7 protein-coding genes and 3 pseudogenes are annotated in these 17372 nt (G+C 59.8%); 7 read left to right on the top strand and 3 right to left on the bottom strand.

Annotation, left to right across the window (positions count from 1 at the left end):
* On the top strand, positions 1-140 hold a 140-nt coding region (locus tag NKJ67_RS24970), incomplete at its 5' end, for a winged helix-turn-helix domain-containing protein (protein ID WP_352546282.1).
* A gap of 152 nt (positions 141-292) precedes the next feature.
* Here the strand turns inward: NKJ67_RS24970 and NKJ67_RS24965 are convergent.
* Complete coding sequence (locus NKJ67_RS24965; RefSeq protein ID WP_352583726.1) at positions 293-9133, bottom strand: Ulp1 family isopeptidase; 8841 nt, start codon at positions 9131-9133, stop codon at positions 293-295.
* Positions 9134-9828: 695 nt separating this feature from the next.
* Between NKJ67_RS24965 and NKJ67_RS24960 the strand changes: the two are divergent.
* Positions 9829-10206, top strand: a pseudogene (locus tag NKJ67_RS24960) (type IV secretory system conjugative DNA transfer family protein); the annotation flags it as partial.
* Between the two features lie 42 nt (positions 10207-10248).
* Here the strand turns inward: NKJ67_RS24960 and NKJ67_RS24955 are convergent.
* Positions 10249-10452 (bottom strand): hypothetical protein, encoded by a 204-nt coding sequence (locus tag NKJ67_RS24955; protein ID WP_023671823.1) that lies wholly within the window; start codon positions 10450-10452, stop codon positions 10249-10251.
* Between the two features lie 395 nt (positions 10453-10847).
* On the opposite strand from NKJ67_RS24955, the gene NKJ67_RS24950 reads away from it, so the two are divergent.
* Positions 10848-13382, top strand: coding sequence for a two-component system VirA-like sensor kinase (locus NKJ67_RS24950; protein ID WP_352583724.1), 2535 nt, complete (start codon positions 10848-10850; stop codon positions 13380-13382).
* Positions 13383-13698: 316 nt separating this feature from the next.
* Here the strand turns inward: NKJ67_RS24950 and NKJ67_RS24945 are convergent, their stop codons facing one another.
* Positions 13699-13944 (bottom strand): hypothetical protein, encoded by a 246-nt coding sequence (locus NKJ67_RS24945; RefSeq protein WP_084567634.1) that lies wholly within the window; start codon positions 13942-13944, stop codon positions 13699-13701.
* A 199-nt stretch (positions 13945-14143) separates the two neighbouring features.
* Here NKJ67_RS24945 and NKJ67_RS24940 point away from each other — a divergent pair.
* The 4 genes and pseudogenes from NKJ67_RS24940 to NKJ67_RS24930 all read left to right on the top strand — a co-directional run.
* Positions 14144-15377: pseudogene (locus tag NKJ67_RS24940) on the top strand (ISL3 family transposase); the annotation flags it as partial.
* A gap of 70 nt (positions 15378-15447) precedes the next feature.
* Positions 15448-15637 (top strand): annotated as a pseudogene (locus NKJ67_RS35180) (hypothetical protein).
* A 357-nt stretch (positions 15638-15994) separates the two neighbouring features.
* Positions 15995-16168: a hypothetical protein gene (locus NKJ67_RS24935; protein WP_156940073.1), complete on the top strand. Its 174-nt coding sequence runs from the start codon at positions 15995-15997 to the stop codon at positions 16166-16168.
* Positions 16169-16256: 88 nt separating this feature from the next.
* A complete protein-coding gene (locus NKJ67_RS24930; RefSeq protein ID WP_352583721.1) occupies positions 16257-17342 on the top strand; it encodes an HlyD family secretion protein in 1086 nt (361 codons plus the stop codon).
* The last annotated feature ends 30 nt before the right edge of the window (positions 17343-17372 follow it).

Here is a 17372-nt window from a genome sequence, read left to right as displayed (position 1 = left end):
TCGATGTCCTAATCATGCGCTTGCGCCGAAAGCTGGAGGCTGATGCGGCCAACCCTCGCCTGGTCAAAACATCCCGTGGCGCAGGCTACTTCTTCAACGCTGACGTAGATGTTAGCTACGGAGGCACGTTGGCCGCGTGACAGTGAGCTATGCTGGAGATTGGGGTGACGAGGCTGATCAAGCCTTCCAACAGTACCAGCCTGATCAATTACGGCGAGAGCTACCGGTCCGGAGATCGCATCAGCGCCTCTGTCGTCAAGAGAGCTGTTCTGCTTGACCCCAGCCATGGAGCTCAACGCCCCGCGTCGGAGCGCTCCCTGCTTCTGAAGGAAGCCACTAGGTCCGCTCGGGCTTGATCGGAGGCTTGGCTGATGGACGTCGTGGTTGCTTCGCTCAGTTGCCGCCCCATGGCGCGGCTTTGCGGATTATCAGTCCTCTGCCTCTTCGCCGGTCTCAACAGCGCTGTGGAATGTTCATTGTTTATGATGACGCCCCCGCTGTTCACGAGGTTGCTCCTGTCAAGTGTACTCGTCAGTCCGTCCTGGGCCTCGCGCTTCTTGCCCAAGTGCCGTTCAAACGGCGCTGGCGCGACTTGTTGAGCTCGAGAGATGGGTCCCTGCTCTCCTGCGTGGCCATGAGCTTGTGCCGCGGTCTGCGCAGCGGCGTCCCCAATGGCACGAGCCTCCATGCCGACTGCGTCTTCCGGACGAGCAGCAAGGGCAATTTCGCGCCCGAGTGCGAACTTCCGGACATGAGTTAGTGCACTGATTTCAGCGGTTTTCATATAGCGCTTGGCATCTTCATCCAGCGACCGCTCGTGAAGCCGATCCGCAATCCCCGGCTTTTTGTTTTCAACCAGGCATTGACTGAAACGTCTAAGAGCAGACCCATAGACCTCAACGGTACGGGGTTTCGGCCCGGTCGGCGCTGCCTCGTACGCTTTGATGAGAGCCGCTGTGTACTCTCTGATGAGCACGGCGTCGGCAGGGTGGGGATTCAGGGCCGGGCGGCCCACCACTGGCGCTCCGCCCGCCCACGTCTTGAGACGACCCAGTGACCCAGCCACGGCCGAGGGGCCGCCACCCCAGATCTCGTACTCCTTGCGATCCCGATCCAGCGACTCCTCGTGAAGCCGATCCGCAATCCCCGGCTTGTTATTTTCAACGAGCCAATGACCAAAGCCGAAAAGAATATCTACATGGCGCTTGACCGTGATCTCCCCGACCTTACCGGCATAGAGTGCTGACCTCAGCCCTTCGACAAGGGTCGCATCGTTGGAATAAAGAGGACCCTTGTCGGGACCGGAGACCACTTTTGGGCGATCTGGCTGCACCGCCGCCGGCACAGAACGAGCATGGTCACGCAACTCGGACGGTGCGGGGGGATTCAGATCAACCACTGACGAATCCGGCGCATGATGATGGCGCGCCGTTGAGTGACCCGGCTGCAGCACCGAGGCACCCAGCATCGACCCACTGCCTCCGGCGTACGGCGCCGCGGCGTGTTCTTGTCCGCTCCCTTGCATCATGGGCTGCGCTTCCCATGGCAATGCACCCACTTGATGGGTGGGGGCCTGCATCAGCACGCGAGCGCCTGAATTGCCGATCTCGCTCAGCTGCGGCTCAGTGGCAACGTCCTGCAGACGACTGTTCGGGGTCCTTTGCCTCTTCGCTGGTCTCAACTCCGCTGTATCATGCTCACGGTTGATGAGGACCTCCTCGCTTGGTAGCTGGTTGCTCCTGTCCTGTGCTGCGATCCGCTCGTCCGGCGCGCGCTGGTCGCCGTCGCGCCAGCTCAGGGGACGAAAGGACCCTGCGGGATCCGAGGCTTGGTGATGGGGCCCAGTTGGCACGAAAGACGATGCCAGTACAGCGTCGTCTTCATTAGCTTTCCCAGGGGGGAGATACTCTGGCCAACTGTATTCCTCCTGCGGCCCGCTGTGCTGCGCAGCGGCGTCCCCCTTGCTCTCAAGACTTTGAAATTTAAATGGGTCCCCGGGAGCAACGTCTGGCGCTGACTGGCCGAGCCGCTTGATCTGCTGGTGAAACGTCCCAACGGGGCTTTCCTTAACCGCGTCTCGGGCCTGTCGGTCCATGAGTTCAAAGTTCGTGAGATTATTTGCCGTTCCGAATGTATCGTCACCCCTGAGGCGGGTTTGTAGTGCCTGCCGATTGACGACGAGGTTGTTGAGGTTCAGGTCATCTGGCTGCGATTGCAATCGCCCAACCAGCGCCCGCGTGCCGTCCACCACGTAGACTCCGCAATCCACCACGTTGCTCTGCTGGGCGATGCGGGATACGCCCACGCGGGTCTCCAGGCTGGCGCCCAGATTTTCTGCGAGCTCTTTTGCAAGCGGGTCATGCCATCCGTTGTAGGAGTCATAATGATAGGCAACCGGCCGTTCCCGGTCGCTGCGATCAACGAACAGCAGCGACCAATGTTTGCCGCGCTCCTCACGAGTCGTACCGGCATCGCTCACTGGCACGAACAGGAAGTCGGCTGTGTCGTTGCCGTTCTTATGGACGATGCGCTGGAATGCGCTTAGCATGACGCTCTTGGAGCCCAAGCGCAGATGATAATTGGCTACGAGGGGATCCACGAACCGCGTCCGGGCGGCGAGATCTGGATTGTTCCCCTGCAACTCCTGCTCCAGGAGTTGGTAATCCCTCTGGATATGTTCGTCGCCTAGCCATTCCAATGCGCCGAGCACCCGCCCGTCTTTAGCTTTCCCAGGGGGCCTCTCTGGCCGACCCAATGCCTCCTGCGGCCCGCTGCGCTGCGCAGCGGCGTCCCCAATGGCACGAGCCTCCATGCCGACTGCGTCTTCCGGACGAGCAGCAAGGGCAATTTCGCGCCCGGGTGCGAACTTCCGGAGATGAGCTAGTGCACTGATCCTCCGGTTACCACCGGAGTTCACATAGCGCTTGGCATCTTCATCCAGCGACCCCTCGTGAAGCCGATCCGCAATCCCCGGCTTTTTGTTTTCATGCAGGTATTCACTGAAACGTATAAGAGTAGATCCATAGACCTGAATGGTACCGCGATTCGGCCCGGTCGCAGGCGCTTCTTTGTACTCTTTGATGAGAGCCGCTGTGTAATCTCTGATGAGCGCGGCGTCGGCAGGGTAGGGATTCCGGACAGGGCGGTCGACCACTGGCGCTCCGCCCGCCAACGTCTTGAGACGACCCAGTGCTCTAGCCACGATCGAGGGGCCACCCCTGCTCTCGTACTCCGAGGGGCCACCCCTGCTCTCGTACTCCTTGCGATCCTGATCCAGCGACGATTCGTCAAGCCGAGCAGCAAATCCCGGCCTGTTATTGTCAAAGAGCCAACGACCAAAGCCGAGAAGAGAATTTACATGGCGCTTGACCGTGCTCTCCTTGACCTTACCCGCGTAAGCTGACCTCAGCCCTTCGACAACGGTCGCATCGTTGGAATAGAGGGGACCCTTGTCGCGACCGGAGACCCCTATTGGAGGATCTGGCTGCACCGCCGCCGGCACAGAACGAGCATGGTCACGCAACTCGGACGGTGCGGGGGGATTCAGATCAACCACTGACGAATCCGGCGCATGATGATGGCGCGCCGTTGAGTGACCCGGCTGCAGCACCGAGGCACCCAGCATCGACCCACTGCCTCCGGCGTACGGCGCCGCGGCGTGTTCTTGTCCGCTCCCTTGCATCATGGGCTGCGCTTCCCATGGCAATGCACCCACTTGATGGGTGGGGGCCTGCATCAGCACGCGAGCGCCTGAATTGCCGATCTCGCTCAGCTGCGGCTCAGTGGCAACGTCCTGCAGACGACTGTTCGGGGTCCTTTGCCTCTTCGCTGGTCTCAACTCCGCTGTATCATGCTCACGGTTGATGAGGACCTCCTCGCTTGGTAGCTGGTTGCTCCTGTCCTGTGCTGCGATCCGCTCGTCCGGCGCGCGCTGGTCGCCGTCGCGCCAGATCAGGGGACGAAAGGACCCTGCGGGATCCGAGGCTTGGTGATGGGGCCCAGTTGGCACGAAAGGCAATGGCAGAACAGCGTCGTCTTCATTAGCTTTCCCAGGGAGCTCGCGCCCGAGTTCGGACTTCCGGAGATGAGCTAGTGCACTGATCCCACCGGAGTTGTTATAGCGCTTGGCATCTTCATCCAGCGACCCCTCGTGAAGCCGAGCCGCAATCCCCGGCTTTTTGTTTTCAACCAGGTATTCACTGAAACGTCTAGGAGCAGATCCATAGGTCTGAATGGTAGCGGGATTCGGCCCGGTCGGCGCTGCCTTGTACTCTTTGATGGGAGCCGCTGTGTAATCTCTGATGAGCGCGGCGTCGGCAGGGTCGGGATTATTCAGGACAGCGGCGCGGTCCAGCACTGGCGCTCCGCCCGCCCACGTCTTGAGATGACCCACTGCTCTAGCCACGTCCGAGGAGCCACTCTTGCTCTCGTACTCCTTGAGATCCGGATCCAGCGACTCCTCGTGAAGCCGAGCAGCAAATCCCGGCCTGTTATTATCAAAGAGCCAACGACCAAAGCCGAGAAGAGAATTTACATGGCGCTTGACCGTGCTCTCCAATGCTGACCTCAGCCCTTCGACAATGGTCGCATCGTTGGAATAGAGAGGACCCTTGTCGCGACCGGAGACCCCTATTGGAGGATATGGCTGCACCGCCGGCGGCACAGAACGAGCAGGGTCACGCAACTCGGACGGTGCGGGGGGATTCAGATCAACCACTGACGAATCCGGCGCATCATGATGGCGCGCCGTTGAGTGACCCGGCTGCAGCACCGAGGCACCTAGCCTCGACCCACTGTCTCCGGCGTAGGGCGCCGCGGCGTGTTCTTGTCCGCTCCCTTGCACCATGAGTTGCGCCTCCCATGGCGATGTATCCACTTGAGGGCCGGGATCATGCACTGGTTCGTCCATTTGCTTTTGCAACCGAGCCCACCTTTCGGCCACCGCGGCCTCGCCAACCGCGGAGGGCGTCTCCTCAGCCCTGGCGAACGCTGGCCCGGCAGGCGCCGCCGGCACAGAACGAGCATGGTCACGCAACTCGAACGGTGCGGGGGGATTCAGATCAACCACTGACGAATCGCGCGCCGTTGAGTGACCCGGCTGCAGCACCGAGGCACCCAGCATCGACCCACTGCCTCCGGCGTAGGGCGCCGCGGCGTGTTCTTGTCCGCTCCCTTGCGTCATGAGTTGCGCCTCCCATGGCGATCGTAGAAGGTCCGCGTGCGGAATCGAGTCGAAATATCCCGACAAATCAGCGTCGACCTTCTGCTTTTGCAACCGAGCCCACCTTTCGGCCACCGCGGCCTCGCCAACCGCGGAGGACGTCTCCTCAGCCCTGGCGAACGCTGGCCCGGCAGGCGCCGGCGGCACAGAACGAGCAGGGTCACGCAACTCGGACGGTGAGGGGGGATTCAGATCAACCACTGACGAATCCGGCGCATGATGATGGCGCGCCGTTGAGTGATCCGGCTGCAGCACCGAGGCCCCCAGCATCGACCCACTGCCTCCGGCGTAGGGCGCCGCGGCGTGTTCTTGTCCGCTCCCTTGCACCATGAGTTGCGCCTCCCATGGCGATGTATCCACTTGAGGGCCGGGATCATGCACTGGTTCGTCCATTTGCTTTTGCAACCGAGCCCACCTTGCGGCCTCCGCGGCCTCGCCAACCGCGGAGGGCGTCTCCTCAGCCCTGGCGAACGCTGGCCCGGCAGGCGCCGCCGGCACAGAACGAGCATGGTCACGCAACTCGAACGGTGCGGGGGGATTCAGATCAACCACTGACGAATCGCGCGCCGTTGAGTGACCCGGCTGCAGCACCGAGGCACCCAGCATCGACCCACTGCCTCCGGTATGCGGTGCCAGGTGCTCGTCCCCCAGCATCATGGGCTGCGCCTCCCATGCCAATGCACCCACTTGATGGGTGGGGGCCTGCATCAGCACGCGAGCGCCTGAATTGCCGATCTCGCTCAGCTGCTTAGCTTTCCCAGGGGGCTTCTCTGGCCGACCCAATGCCTTCTGCGGCCCGCTGTGCTGCGCAGCGGCGTCCCCAATGGCACGAGCCTCCATGCCGACTGCGTCTTCCGGACGAGCAGCAAGGGCAATTTCGCGCCCGAGTGCGGCGTACGGCGGGAACTTCCGGAGATGAGCTAGTGCACTGATCCACCGGTTACCACTGGAGTCCAAATAACGCCTGGCATCTTCATCCAGCGACCCCTCGTAAAGCCGAGCCGCAATCCCCGGCCTGTTGTTTTCATGCAGGTATTGACTGAAACGTCTAAGAGTAGCCGCATAGTCCTGAGTGGTTTTGGGATTCGGCCCGGTCGCAGGCGCTCCCTTGTACTCTTTGATGAGAGCCGCTTTGTACTCTTTGATGAGCACGGCGTCGGCAGGGTCGGGATTCAGGGCAGCGCGGCCCACCATTGGCGCTCCGCCCGCCGACTCTTTGAGACGACCCAGTGCTCTAGCCACGTTCGAGGAGCCACTCTCGCGCTGGTACTCCTTGAGATCCTGATCCAGCAACGGATCGTCAAGCCGAGTAGCAAATCCCGGCTTGTTATTATCAAAGAGCCAACGACCAAAGCCGAGAAGAGAATTTACATGGTCCGTGACCGTGCGCTCCCCGACCTTACCGGCATAGAGTGCTGACCGCAGCCCTTCGACAACGGTCGCATCGTTGGAATAAAGAGGACGCTTGTCGCGACCGGAGACCACTACTGGAGGATCTGGCTGCACCGCCGCCGGCATAGAACGAGCATGGTCACGCAACTCGAACGGTGCGGGGGGATTCAGATCAACCACTGACGAATCCGGCGCATGATGATGGCGTGTTTCCCCGGGAACAACGTCCCGTACGAACACCGAGTCTGGGTTGCCTTGGTCCGGCGCGACTGGAGCCAGGGCTCTGTCGTGCAACGCTCGCGCTGACTGGCCGAGCCGCTTGATCCGCTGGTGAAACGTCCCAACGGGGCTTTCCTTAACCGCGTCTCGCGCCTGTCGGTCCATGAGTTCAAAGTTCGTGAGATAATTTGCCGTTCCAGATGTATCGTCACCCATGAGTCGGGTTTGTAGTGCCTGCCGATTGACGACGAGGTTGTTGAGGTTCAGGTCTGGCAGGTCTGGCTGCCATCTTTGCAATCGCCCAACCAGCGCCCGCGTGCCGTCCACCACGTAGACTCCGCAATCCCACTCGTTGCTCTGCTGGGCGATGCGGGGTAAGTCCACGCGGGTCTCCAGGCTGGCGCCCAGCCTTTCTGCGAGGTGTTTTGCAAGCTTGTCATGCCATCCGCTGACGGAGTCATAATGATAGGCAACCGGCCGTTCCCGGTCGCTGCGATCAACGAACAGCAGCGACCAATGTTTGCCGCGCTCCGCAAGAGTCTTACCGCCATCGCTCACTGGCACGAACAGGAAGTCGGCTGTGTCGTTACCGTTCTGATTATGGACGATGCGCTGGAATGCGCTTAGCTTGTCGCTCTCGGAGCCCAAGCGCAGATGATAATTGGCTACGAGGGGATCCACGAACCGCGTCCGGGCGGCGAGTTCTGGATTGTTCCCCTGCAACTCCTGCTCCAGGAGCTGGTAATCCCTGTGGATATGTTCGTCGCCTAGCAATTGCAATGCGCCGAGCACCCGCCCGCTGGGGTCGCCGAAAACACCAAAAAACCCTTCGACCGCGGGGGACATCCCCTCAGGAAAGAGCTCTGGCGAGGCGGAATTCCCCGCCCGCAAGCTGGGAGGAGCGAATTCCGGTGGCCTCAGTGGCACCTCCTCGCTTGGTAGCAGGTTGCTCCTGTCCTGTGCAGCGATCCGCTCGTCCGGCGCGCGCTGGTCGCCGTCGCGCCAGATCAGGGGACGAAAGGACTCTGCGGGATCCGAGGCTTGGTGATGGTGCCCAGTTGGTACGAAAGACGATGGCAGAACAGCGGCGTCTTCATTAGCTTCCCCAGGGAGCTTCTCTGGCCGACCCAATGCCTTCTGCGGCCCGCTGTGCTGCGCAGCGGCGTCCCCAATGGCACGAGCCTCCATGCCGAGTGCGTCTTCCGGACGAGCAGCAAGGGCAATTTCGCGCCCGAGTGCGGCGGACGGCAGGAACTTCCGGAGTTGAGCTAGTGCAATGATCCTCCGGTCACCACTGGAGGCCTTATAGCGCTTGGCATCTTCATCCAGCGACTCCTCGTGAAGCCGAGCCGCAATCCCCGGCTTGTTGTTTTCAACCAGGTATTCACTGAAACGTCTAAGAGTAGCTCCATAGTCGTGAATGGTTTGGCGATTCGGCCCGGTCGCAGGCGCTCCCTTGTACTCTTTGATGAGAGCCGCTTTGTACTCTTTGATGAGCACGGCGTCGGCAGGGTCGGGATTCAGGACAGCGCGGCCCACCATTGGCACTCCGCCCGCCGACTCTCTGAGACGACGCAGTGCCACAGCCACAGTCGAGGAGCCACCACTGCTCTCGTACTCCTTGAGATCTTCATCCAGCGACTCCTCGTGAAGCCGAGCAGCAAATCCCGGCTTGTTATTTTTAAAGAGCCAACGACCAAAGCCGTAAAGAGAATTTACATGGCGCTTGACCGTTTCCTCCTTGGCCTTACCCGCGTAGAGTGACCTCAGCCCTTCGACAACGGTCGCATCGTTGGAATAAAGAGGACGCTTGCAGCCGCGACCGTCGGAGACCACTACTGGAGGATCTGGCTGCACCGCCGCCGGCACGGGGGAACGAGCATGGTCACGCAACTCGAACGGTGCGGAAGGATTCAGATCACCCACTGACGAATCCGGCGCATGATGATGGCGCGCCGTTGAGTGACCCGGCTGCAGCACCGAGGCACCTAGCATCGACCCACTGCCTCCGGCGTACGGCGCCGCGGCGTGTTCTTGTCCGCTCCCTTGCATCATGGGCTGCGCTTCCCATGGGGCCGCGCCTTCGATGAGGCTCAGGTCTCCGTGAGACGGATGAGGATGGAACGGGTCTGGCAGAGCCGGAACGCCGGGGGCGGGAATTTGGGCAGCGGCTTGGCGCGCCTCGCCCGAGCGCTGCTCAAAGCCCTCTTGCCCGGCCTGTGCCGCTTGCTCTTGAGATGCCGGGGGCTGCACCTGCCGCCAACCTGTTACATTGGATAGGTCAAATTTGTGCCGGTTCACGTTAGCCTCACGTCCACAGATCAGCTGAGCAACCTACTCGGGCATACTTACGAGAAGCTGACGAGGTCCGCGGTCCCGGAGCGGGTAGGCCTAATTTTCTGCGCGCCGATTGCGCTGGCGCGACGTAGCCCGGCCTTTTGCCAGCTCGGCAGCTACGGCTCGCAAAGAGCGTCGTAAGGCTTGCGGAGCCGCCCCTCAGCTCCCGTCGAGGAGCAATCCACAATTCACATATTTGGAGATGGCTCGCTGGTTTACCGGTCTGCGAGCCCTGCAAGCCCATGCTTCAGATGCCGCCCGTGCAGAGGTATTTCATTTCGAGGTAGTCCTCGAGGCAGTGGCGGGAACCCTGCGTCAGCGGGAGCGTCAGCTACATAGTCGATAACACGCGCTTTTTACCTCGGTCTCGGCTCGCAACGATGGATTGCTAACGGCGAACTCATGCTGGTCGGCAAGGCGATACTGGCTGGAGCATCAACTCGGCCGACGAGAGTGGCCACACCATCCTAGACAGGATCGGCCGATATGCCCGGCATCGCCGCTCTGCAAAAAGCACAGCGGGCATCCAGACGTTGCCGGGTTGACTATGGGTGTCCGAACCGCGAAAAGAGGCCGCTCTTTATGAGTGGCGTGCGCTGGCAGTCTAACCCCAAGCCCCCCGCCCGGGCTGCCGGCGCGCTTCTAGGAACATCGAGGTAGATGACGAGACTCCGAACTACATTTCCAAAGCTATCGGTGGATTCACATTTCAAGCCAAATCGATTTCCCACAGCCAGGCGCGAACGTTCGACTGGACCATTCAGAATTCACATCAAGGTGCACCGCTATTGCGTCCCGAACAGGTTCGGCTGCTCGATGACGACTACGAGATTGTTCTTATCAAAGGTCTGCCACCATTAAAATTGAGGAAGGTGCGTTATTTCTCGGATCGCATTCTGAAACGCATCTTTGAAAGCCAGACAGGCGCCCTCCCGGAGCCGGCGCCCTTGACGGGAGCAGAGGAGGCGCTCTCCGCCGGATCTCAACTCGATGACCCGCTGTGTGAATTGGCGCAGGACTTTGACGATGCAGTTTGATGTGAGGCTAGTATGAACCGGCGAAATAGTAATCCATCCCGTTTAACAGCTTTGTCGCAGGTGCAGGACGCCGGCTTGGAAGACGGGCAAGCGGTCCAGGCCCGGCGAGTGGGCTTTGAGCAGCACGTGTCCGAGGCGCTCCGGCCACTGTTCGATGGTCGAGCTGACGAGCCGCCTACCGGTCCAGAGGAGCTTCTGCGACTGGAAAAAGGGTTTCGCGAGGTGCTTCAGCGAGGGCAGGATCATCAAGCCGCCTCGTCTTTTTTCAGCGATCCAAGGATGCCCGCTGGACGGGATGACCCCAAGGGAAGCGTGTCGGACGCTTTCGCAGCAGCCGGCTCTAGGTACGCCGGAGTTGAGGCCGCCGCCCCGCCAGTGTTAGCTGCCAGCCAACAGCAGATCCGGCCCTCGCCAGTTGCGTTTGACCGGCCGGTATCATCCTCGGCTGCTGCAGGCGTGCGCTTGTATGCCCCTTCGATGATCTCTCGGAAGACCAGTTTCGAAAACTGCGATCAGTTGCCCGCCTTGTGCTGCCGCCTCGCCGTCGAGGTCGAAACGCCCGCGAATCAATGGAAGGTCAGCGGGCCATGGGGGCAGAGTGCAACGGCGTCTACACCGCCTATTTGAGGGGAGAGGTACACTTGGCTTTCCTGTTCCAGCAGCATCCGGCCGCACACCGACGCGATGGGGAGCTAGAATTCAAATCGGACCTTCGCAAGGCACGCACCGCGGATCAAACGCCGTTCGTTTGGGAAAAATGGCTCAGTACCGACAAAGCTTCTGTAATGGCCCTAGTGGCCTCGGTTGCGCTCTTGGTCGCGATACAGTGGCAAGACCCCCAGATCAACGAGGCGGTCCTAAGCGAACTGCGGACGATTCAGATCAACTACGCATTGCTCCAGCGAGACGTCGCCCGCGCCGACATGGTATTGGACGTCCGTTCCGTTGCTTCTACCGGGCAAGCATTAAAAAGGAACCTCCAAAACTACCAACGCCTTGTTGAGATTGCGCCCAATGAGAGCTCCGGGGTGCACTCCAGGTTGGTTGCACAGCTCAAAAATTCCCTCGAAAACACAGAAGCTGCCATCTCGGCCTCGGCCGCGCAAAATGAGCTTCTGCAAAGCTCTCTCGTACGCTTTGCTCGCTCGGCTAATCGCCTTCCGGGGGGAGTGTCGAACAGGCCTGAATTTTCCAATCTGATCCTTCAATTTTCGGCCAGACCGGGATTCAGCCTCGCATTACAAATCGATCAGTCTCTCCGCCGACTTCCTCCTAGCCAGGACCAAGTCACGGAGGATGTTGCCCGCGAGGGCCGCGCTATCCTGTCCTCAATGTTGAGGTTGGACCGCGCTGTCAATCGGATCCCATCCTTCGACACGTTCGCCAAGGCTGCTGAATTGGAGCGAGAACATCTGAAAGCCTACAGCTTCGCCAGCGCGCAAGCGCAGCGTACACGACTTTTCTTTGGCTTGGTGTCCATATGCCTCTGCTTGTTTGCGACCATTCGAGCCTCCACGCTGCATGTGCGGACGAACCGGTTGGAAAGGCGGTTAGAGCTTGAAGCGGCGATGAGTGAGATCGAAGCTTGTTTCATCGACAGTCAAGCAACGAAGGCTTCGCGGCGCTTCTCCACCGAAGCAGCGCTTAGACTCATTCAATGCGTTTTCGATGCGGATCAATGCGCGCTTGCTCTGGTGGATCCGAGTATCAGCAGGAATACCGAGTACTTTGTCGCGAACAAGCGCATGCGCGTCTGGAACGCCACGCTAATCCATGAAGTCGTCTCACTTGTACACCCGGAACAGCCAGTGTTTCGCGTCGTTCCGGCGTCGGAAGTGGTTCGGACTGCCGTAGGCACTACCGGTGTTTGTCAAATTGTTGGTTGCAGGGCCTCCGATCAGCAGGCTGCGGTTTGTATCCTTGTTTTTGAAGGAGATCGCTCACCACCCTCCACAGACGACCTCCTGGTTCTGGCGAGCGCTACTGTGCGTTTAGGCAACCATCTTGAAATGCAACGTGTACACACGGAACGTAACCTTTTTGAGAGTCGATGGGAGCATGCGGAAAGGCTGACGGCTGTCGGCACAATCGCAAGCGGCGTTACACATGAATTCAATAATGTTCTAGGAGCAATAGTCGGCTACGCAGAGATGGCTAAAGGTCTTGTGCGCCGCCCCTCGAGAATTCGGGGCCACATCGGCCAAATTATCTTAGCCAGCAACCGAGCCAAACTTATTATTGATCAAATTTTGTCACTAAGCCGAAATCGGAAGCGCGTGACGATGCCTTTCGACGTCTCGGAGAGTGTAATGGATCTCGCGCCATTGCTGCGGGTTACACTTCGTGCGGATGTTGAGTTGAACTTCAAGATCAACGAGTGGCAAACGGTGATCGAGGGCAGCCCGACCGAGATACAGCAGATCCTTATGAATCTATGCAAGAACGCGTCGGAGGCTCTCTTGAATGAGGGCCGTGTCGAGATTAGCGTTTCTCGCGCTCACGTCTGTCAAACGAAGCCCGTGGCTAAGGGCACCTTGAAACCGGGAGATTACGTTCTCCTCTCCATCAGCGACGATGGCCAAGGAATCGCAAGTTCGGTGCTTCCGCATATCTTTGAGCCCTTTTTTACCACGCGCTCTCGCGTCGGCGGGACCGGACTGGGTCTTGCTGCAGTGGACCGCCATGTGAGCGCGCTCGCAGGATGCCTTGACGTCACCTCGGCTGTTGGCCGAGGTACACGCTTCGATCTCTACTTACCGGCCTGCGCTGAGGAGCAGGTCAGAGCTGATAGCGCTTTCGGCCCATGCGATGGATCACTTGGCAACGGAGAAATCATTGCAGTCGTTGACCCCGATCCAGCAGCGTTGGAGATGTACAAGGATAAGATCGCCGCGCTGGGTTATAGGCCGGTCGGCTTCGCGACCTTCGAGAGTCTTTGCGACTGGATCGAGAGCGGGAAGGCAGCCGACCTCCTAATTTTCGATAAAGCGACTTTCCTCGGGCCAGGACAGCCCGAAGCCGTACGTACCACCCTGATGACGGTGCCCATCATCGTCGTTGGTGGAAGCGACCCCATGCCGATCACATCTGGTAATCAGACGTTCGTCCTTTGGCTAGCCAAACCGGTCTCGTCCAGGACGATGGAGCATGCAATTCGTAGGATGATAATGGCATGATGCCGCCGACGCGCTCAGGATACCGAGCTACCGAGGCAGTCGGAGGCGGAGCCGGCTGGGATCCAGCAAATACAAGAGCGTCGGACGATCTCTGCGCACCCGGCTCATGGCGAGTTCCTCTCGAACACTGTCGTGGGCTTCCGCCCAAGGAAGGGCTCCCCGACCACGGCAAACCTGCCGCCGTGCTCGTGACCGTCAAGGACAAGTCGCCGCGCGATGGGGTCTGCGGGCCTCCATCCTTGACAAGTCACTGCGCGCTGGCGGCGACAGGCGACGGGTAATATAAGGTCGGGACGAGGAGATGGTCGCCAATCGGTCACGCAAGATGGTTGACGAAATGACTCGAGAGCAAAGCTCGACAATCATCGCCCCATTCACGCCAGACTTCTCCTGTGCGTTCATCATCGGCTACGGCTCCTCGCTGCCCCGACAAGGCTATCGCCGCCCCTTTGAAACTGCCGAGTATCTGACCAATTTCCAGTAGAACCGATTTCACGGCCGCGGTGGTGCGGTCGTCGTAGTCGGCGGCCGATTGCGGATCGGGCGGTACTACTGGAGCCATTGCAATTTCTCCTGCCGCAAATGGTCAGCGGCCTCCTGTCCCCTCTCCCCGGATATCACCAAATCAAGGTAAGTTTGAACAGGACTTGTGCAAACGACGCCGGGCGCCGGCTCGATTGTATCAAGCAGTGGCCCTTCATCCTTCAGGATCGTGATCACAACGTTTTCACCCTTCGCCGCCGACAGCTTGAGGGCATGTCGCCGAGCGATCCCGCCGGACCTCGCGATTGGAGTGTATCGTTCATCATCTTGGGCTGGCGCTCGGCGGCCGGCCGGCGGCCAGTTTTGCGAAGCGGCTGATGGTCCCGGTCAATAATGACACGCTGCTGCGGGTGGTGCGGCGACGGGCCTGTTTGCAAACAGATCCTCTCAAAGTTGTCGGCATTGATGATTGGGCCTTCCGTCGCGGCCATCGTTACGGCACGATCGTCTGTGATTTGGAGCGGCGGCGGATCGTGACACTGTTGCCTGATCGTGAGGTTGCCACCGTCGAGGCCTGGCTCGCCGACCATCCTCAGATCGAAACCGTCTCGCGCGACCGCGGCGGCGGTTACGGTGAAGCGACTGCGAAGGCGTTGCCCGAAGCGGTTCAGGTCGCCGACCGCTGGCATCTCATGAAGAATGCGAGTGCGCCTTTCCTCGACGCCGACCGCGATGCGGACAATCCGAACTGCGATCGGCGCTACGACGGTCAATCCCGATCTGCTCACCTACGCGGAGAAGCGGCAATACGAAGGCTATCTGCGGCGCGAGGAGACAAATGCGGCAATCATGAAACTTGCCAGCGAAGACATCCCCATCAAGGAGATCGTGCGTCGCACCGGCCACAGCCGTAAGCTGGTCCGTCAGGTGGTCCGTGGCCAGCGGACCGATATTTTCCGCGCCCGCCAGAGTTCACTCGAAGCCTGGCTGCCCTTGCTGGAAGGGCAATGGAAATCTGGTTGCCACAATGCAAGCGAGCTTTGGCGACGGCTGGAGACAAAGGGCTTTCGGGGACGTCTGGGTGTCGTCAGCGAATGGGCAAGGCGACGACGACGTCCGATCAGCAACTCCACAAGGTGCCATCAGCCAGAACGATCGCACGGTTAATGACGACGGCGCGCGATCAACTGAACAAAACCGACACTATGATGATCGCTGTCATCGAGGCGGGTGTGCCCATGCTGGTGGAAGCACGCAATCTGATCGCTGGTTTCCATTCCATGATCCGCAAGAAAGTCGCCCATGAGCTCGAGCCGTGGATCGCCGACGCCAGCAAAAGCCTCATTGCGTCTTTCGCCAATGGCATCATTCGCGACCGTGCTACCGTCCCCGCCGCGATCACCGAGCCATGGTCCAACGGGCAGACGGAAGGACAGATCACCAAGGTCAAGCTTGTAAAACGGCAGATGTACGGCCGACCTCCTCCAAGCACGTTTGATCGGTGCTGCCTGAAAGAAAATATCATCGAGAGTGCGTCAGACCCCTTATTCCACGCCGAAACACAATCAATCACTTCGCGAAAATGCTCGGAGAGGACCCCGAACTCCTGGAGGCGATCGTCTGTAACGGCGACAATCTGTGCTACGGCAGTCTCATCAGCGTTTACGACGGCACGGGCGCCCATGCGACCAATGACTGGAAACGATTTCCTCGAAGACTTCGTCTCAGAGCCAGACATCATCGCACGCATCAAAGCGAAATCTCCGCGGTAACAATCGGGCGCTGACACAAGACCACACTGGCGCAAGCTGCTCAGCGTGTTCCAGATGCTGTTCCGGACAGGCCGGTTCTCTCGGCAGAATGCTTGGCCGAAATATATCCTCCATGCAGGCAGAGCTCACCTACCCGCACTGGCCCCTACCAGTGTCGGGTTTGTCGAATCCGCGACACGGTGACGTCTGGCTGGCGTGCCGCCGCGCTCTCAGTGAAGCCATTGAATAACATCCAGAACAGTTTTCTGGGTCGCTTCCTGTGCAGTTGGCACGACTCTTGATGTTGGTTGTACGGCGGCAAAAGCCGCTAAATGGCAGACTGGTTCATCTTATTTGTCTCTAGGAAAGGAGATAGCAATGAAGGTCGATCTGTCAGATTATGGTGTGACTGAATTGGCTCCAGAAGAAGCATCCACAATTTCGGGCGGGTGGGCTTTTTTTGGGGCGATAGCTTTCGCGGTGGCGGGGTTAATTGGCGTTGTGGCTGCGACTATACTGGTAGCGGCGAGGCACTGGAAGAGACACGGTTAGAACATTAGTGTGCAAGCTAAATACCCTCTCTCCTGAAATTGCCAGCTACACTGCAGAGAGCATTCTCTCCCGACGATCAGGACGATCTTTGATCATCTATCGGATGATTTTGCTCTCTGTGGTTGCGACGTTGGTATCGCTGCCACTCATCACCATAGCGATCTCGGTCCAAAGTGCCGGTATCATTCGCCCCACCGTCGAGAAGACGCCCCTGGTCGCACCCGTCTCCGGACGCATCTCCCGTATCCTTGCCGTTGAGAACGATATGGTTGCCCAGGGGCAGGAGATTCTCGCCCTTGATGATGAGGTGGTTGAGGAAAAGCTCAGGGCGTATAAAGGCGATATTCGCGCTAAGAGTGATCTTGCCCGTGACCTCGAAACCCTGATCTCCTCCGGCACGAAGGCCAAGGACCCGATCCTCCTCCTGACCGAGTCCGCCAAGGCGGAGCGGGCGCATTTTCTCAACCTGCTGCGGGAGAACCAATATGCCAGCAGTAATGCCGCGGCGGAACTCGACCGCGCTAAGCGACTGCTCTCCGCTGCTGCGACGCCCGCAAAGGCCGTTGACGAGAAGGCTTTCGCCCTCCAGAACATTGAGGTTCAGGGGGAGATCCTTGCCCGGCGCAAATCCGCCGAATGGAACCAGCAGCTCTTCGACCTTACCCTGCGCCTCAAGGAACTCACGGCCGCCGTGCATCAGCTCGAGAAGGAACGGGATCTCACCCACATTCGGGCCTCCGTGTCAGGCGCACTCGAGCAATTCACCGGCCTGACCCCCGGCAGCTACATCCAGGCCGGGCAAACCGTTGCTTGGGTTTCGCCGGACGACGAACTGGTGGCGGAAATCTACGTCTCCCCCAAAGACATCGGCTTCGTGCGGGAGGGCCAGTCGGTGCGGCTCCAAGTGGATGCCTTCAACTACAATCAATGGGGTCTCATCGATGCGACAGTGCTCGGCGTAGCGCAGGACTTCACCCTCCACGACATGAGCCCGGTCTTCAAGGTCCGCTGCGCACTCTCTCGCACCCATCTCGCACTCAAGAACGGGGTCATCGGTCATCTGAAGAAGGGCATGACCGTGCGGGCCCGCTTCCTCGTGGCAGAACGCACTCTTCTGCAACTCCTCTACAATGAGGCCGACGATTGGCTCAATCCCCTCCTGGCGGGCCACTAATCCTTCCCTATCCAAACAGCCAGCGAGCCG

The organism is Mesorhizobium sp. M0088 (assembly GCF_040322895.1).
In the GTDB taxonomy this organism is placed as follows: domain Bacteria; phylum Pseudomonadota; class Alphaproteobacteria; order Rhizobiales; family Rhizobiaceae; genus Mesorhizobium.
Note: the sequence above shows the minus strand (reverse complement) of the source record. Positions and strands in the feature narration are given on the sequence as shown.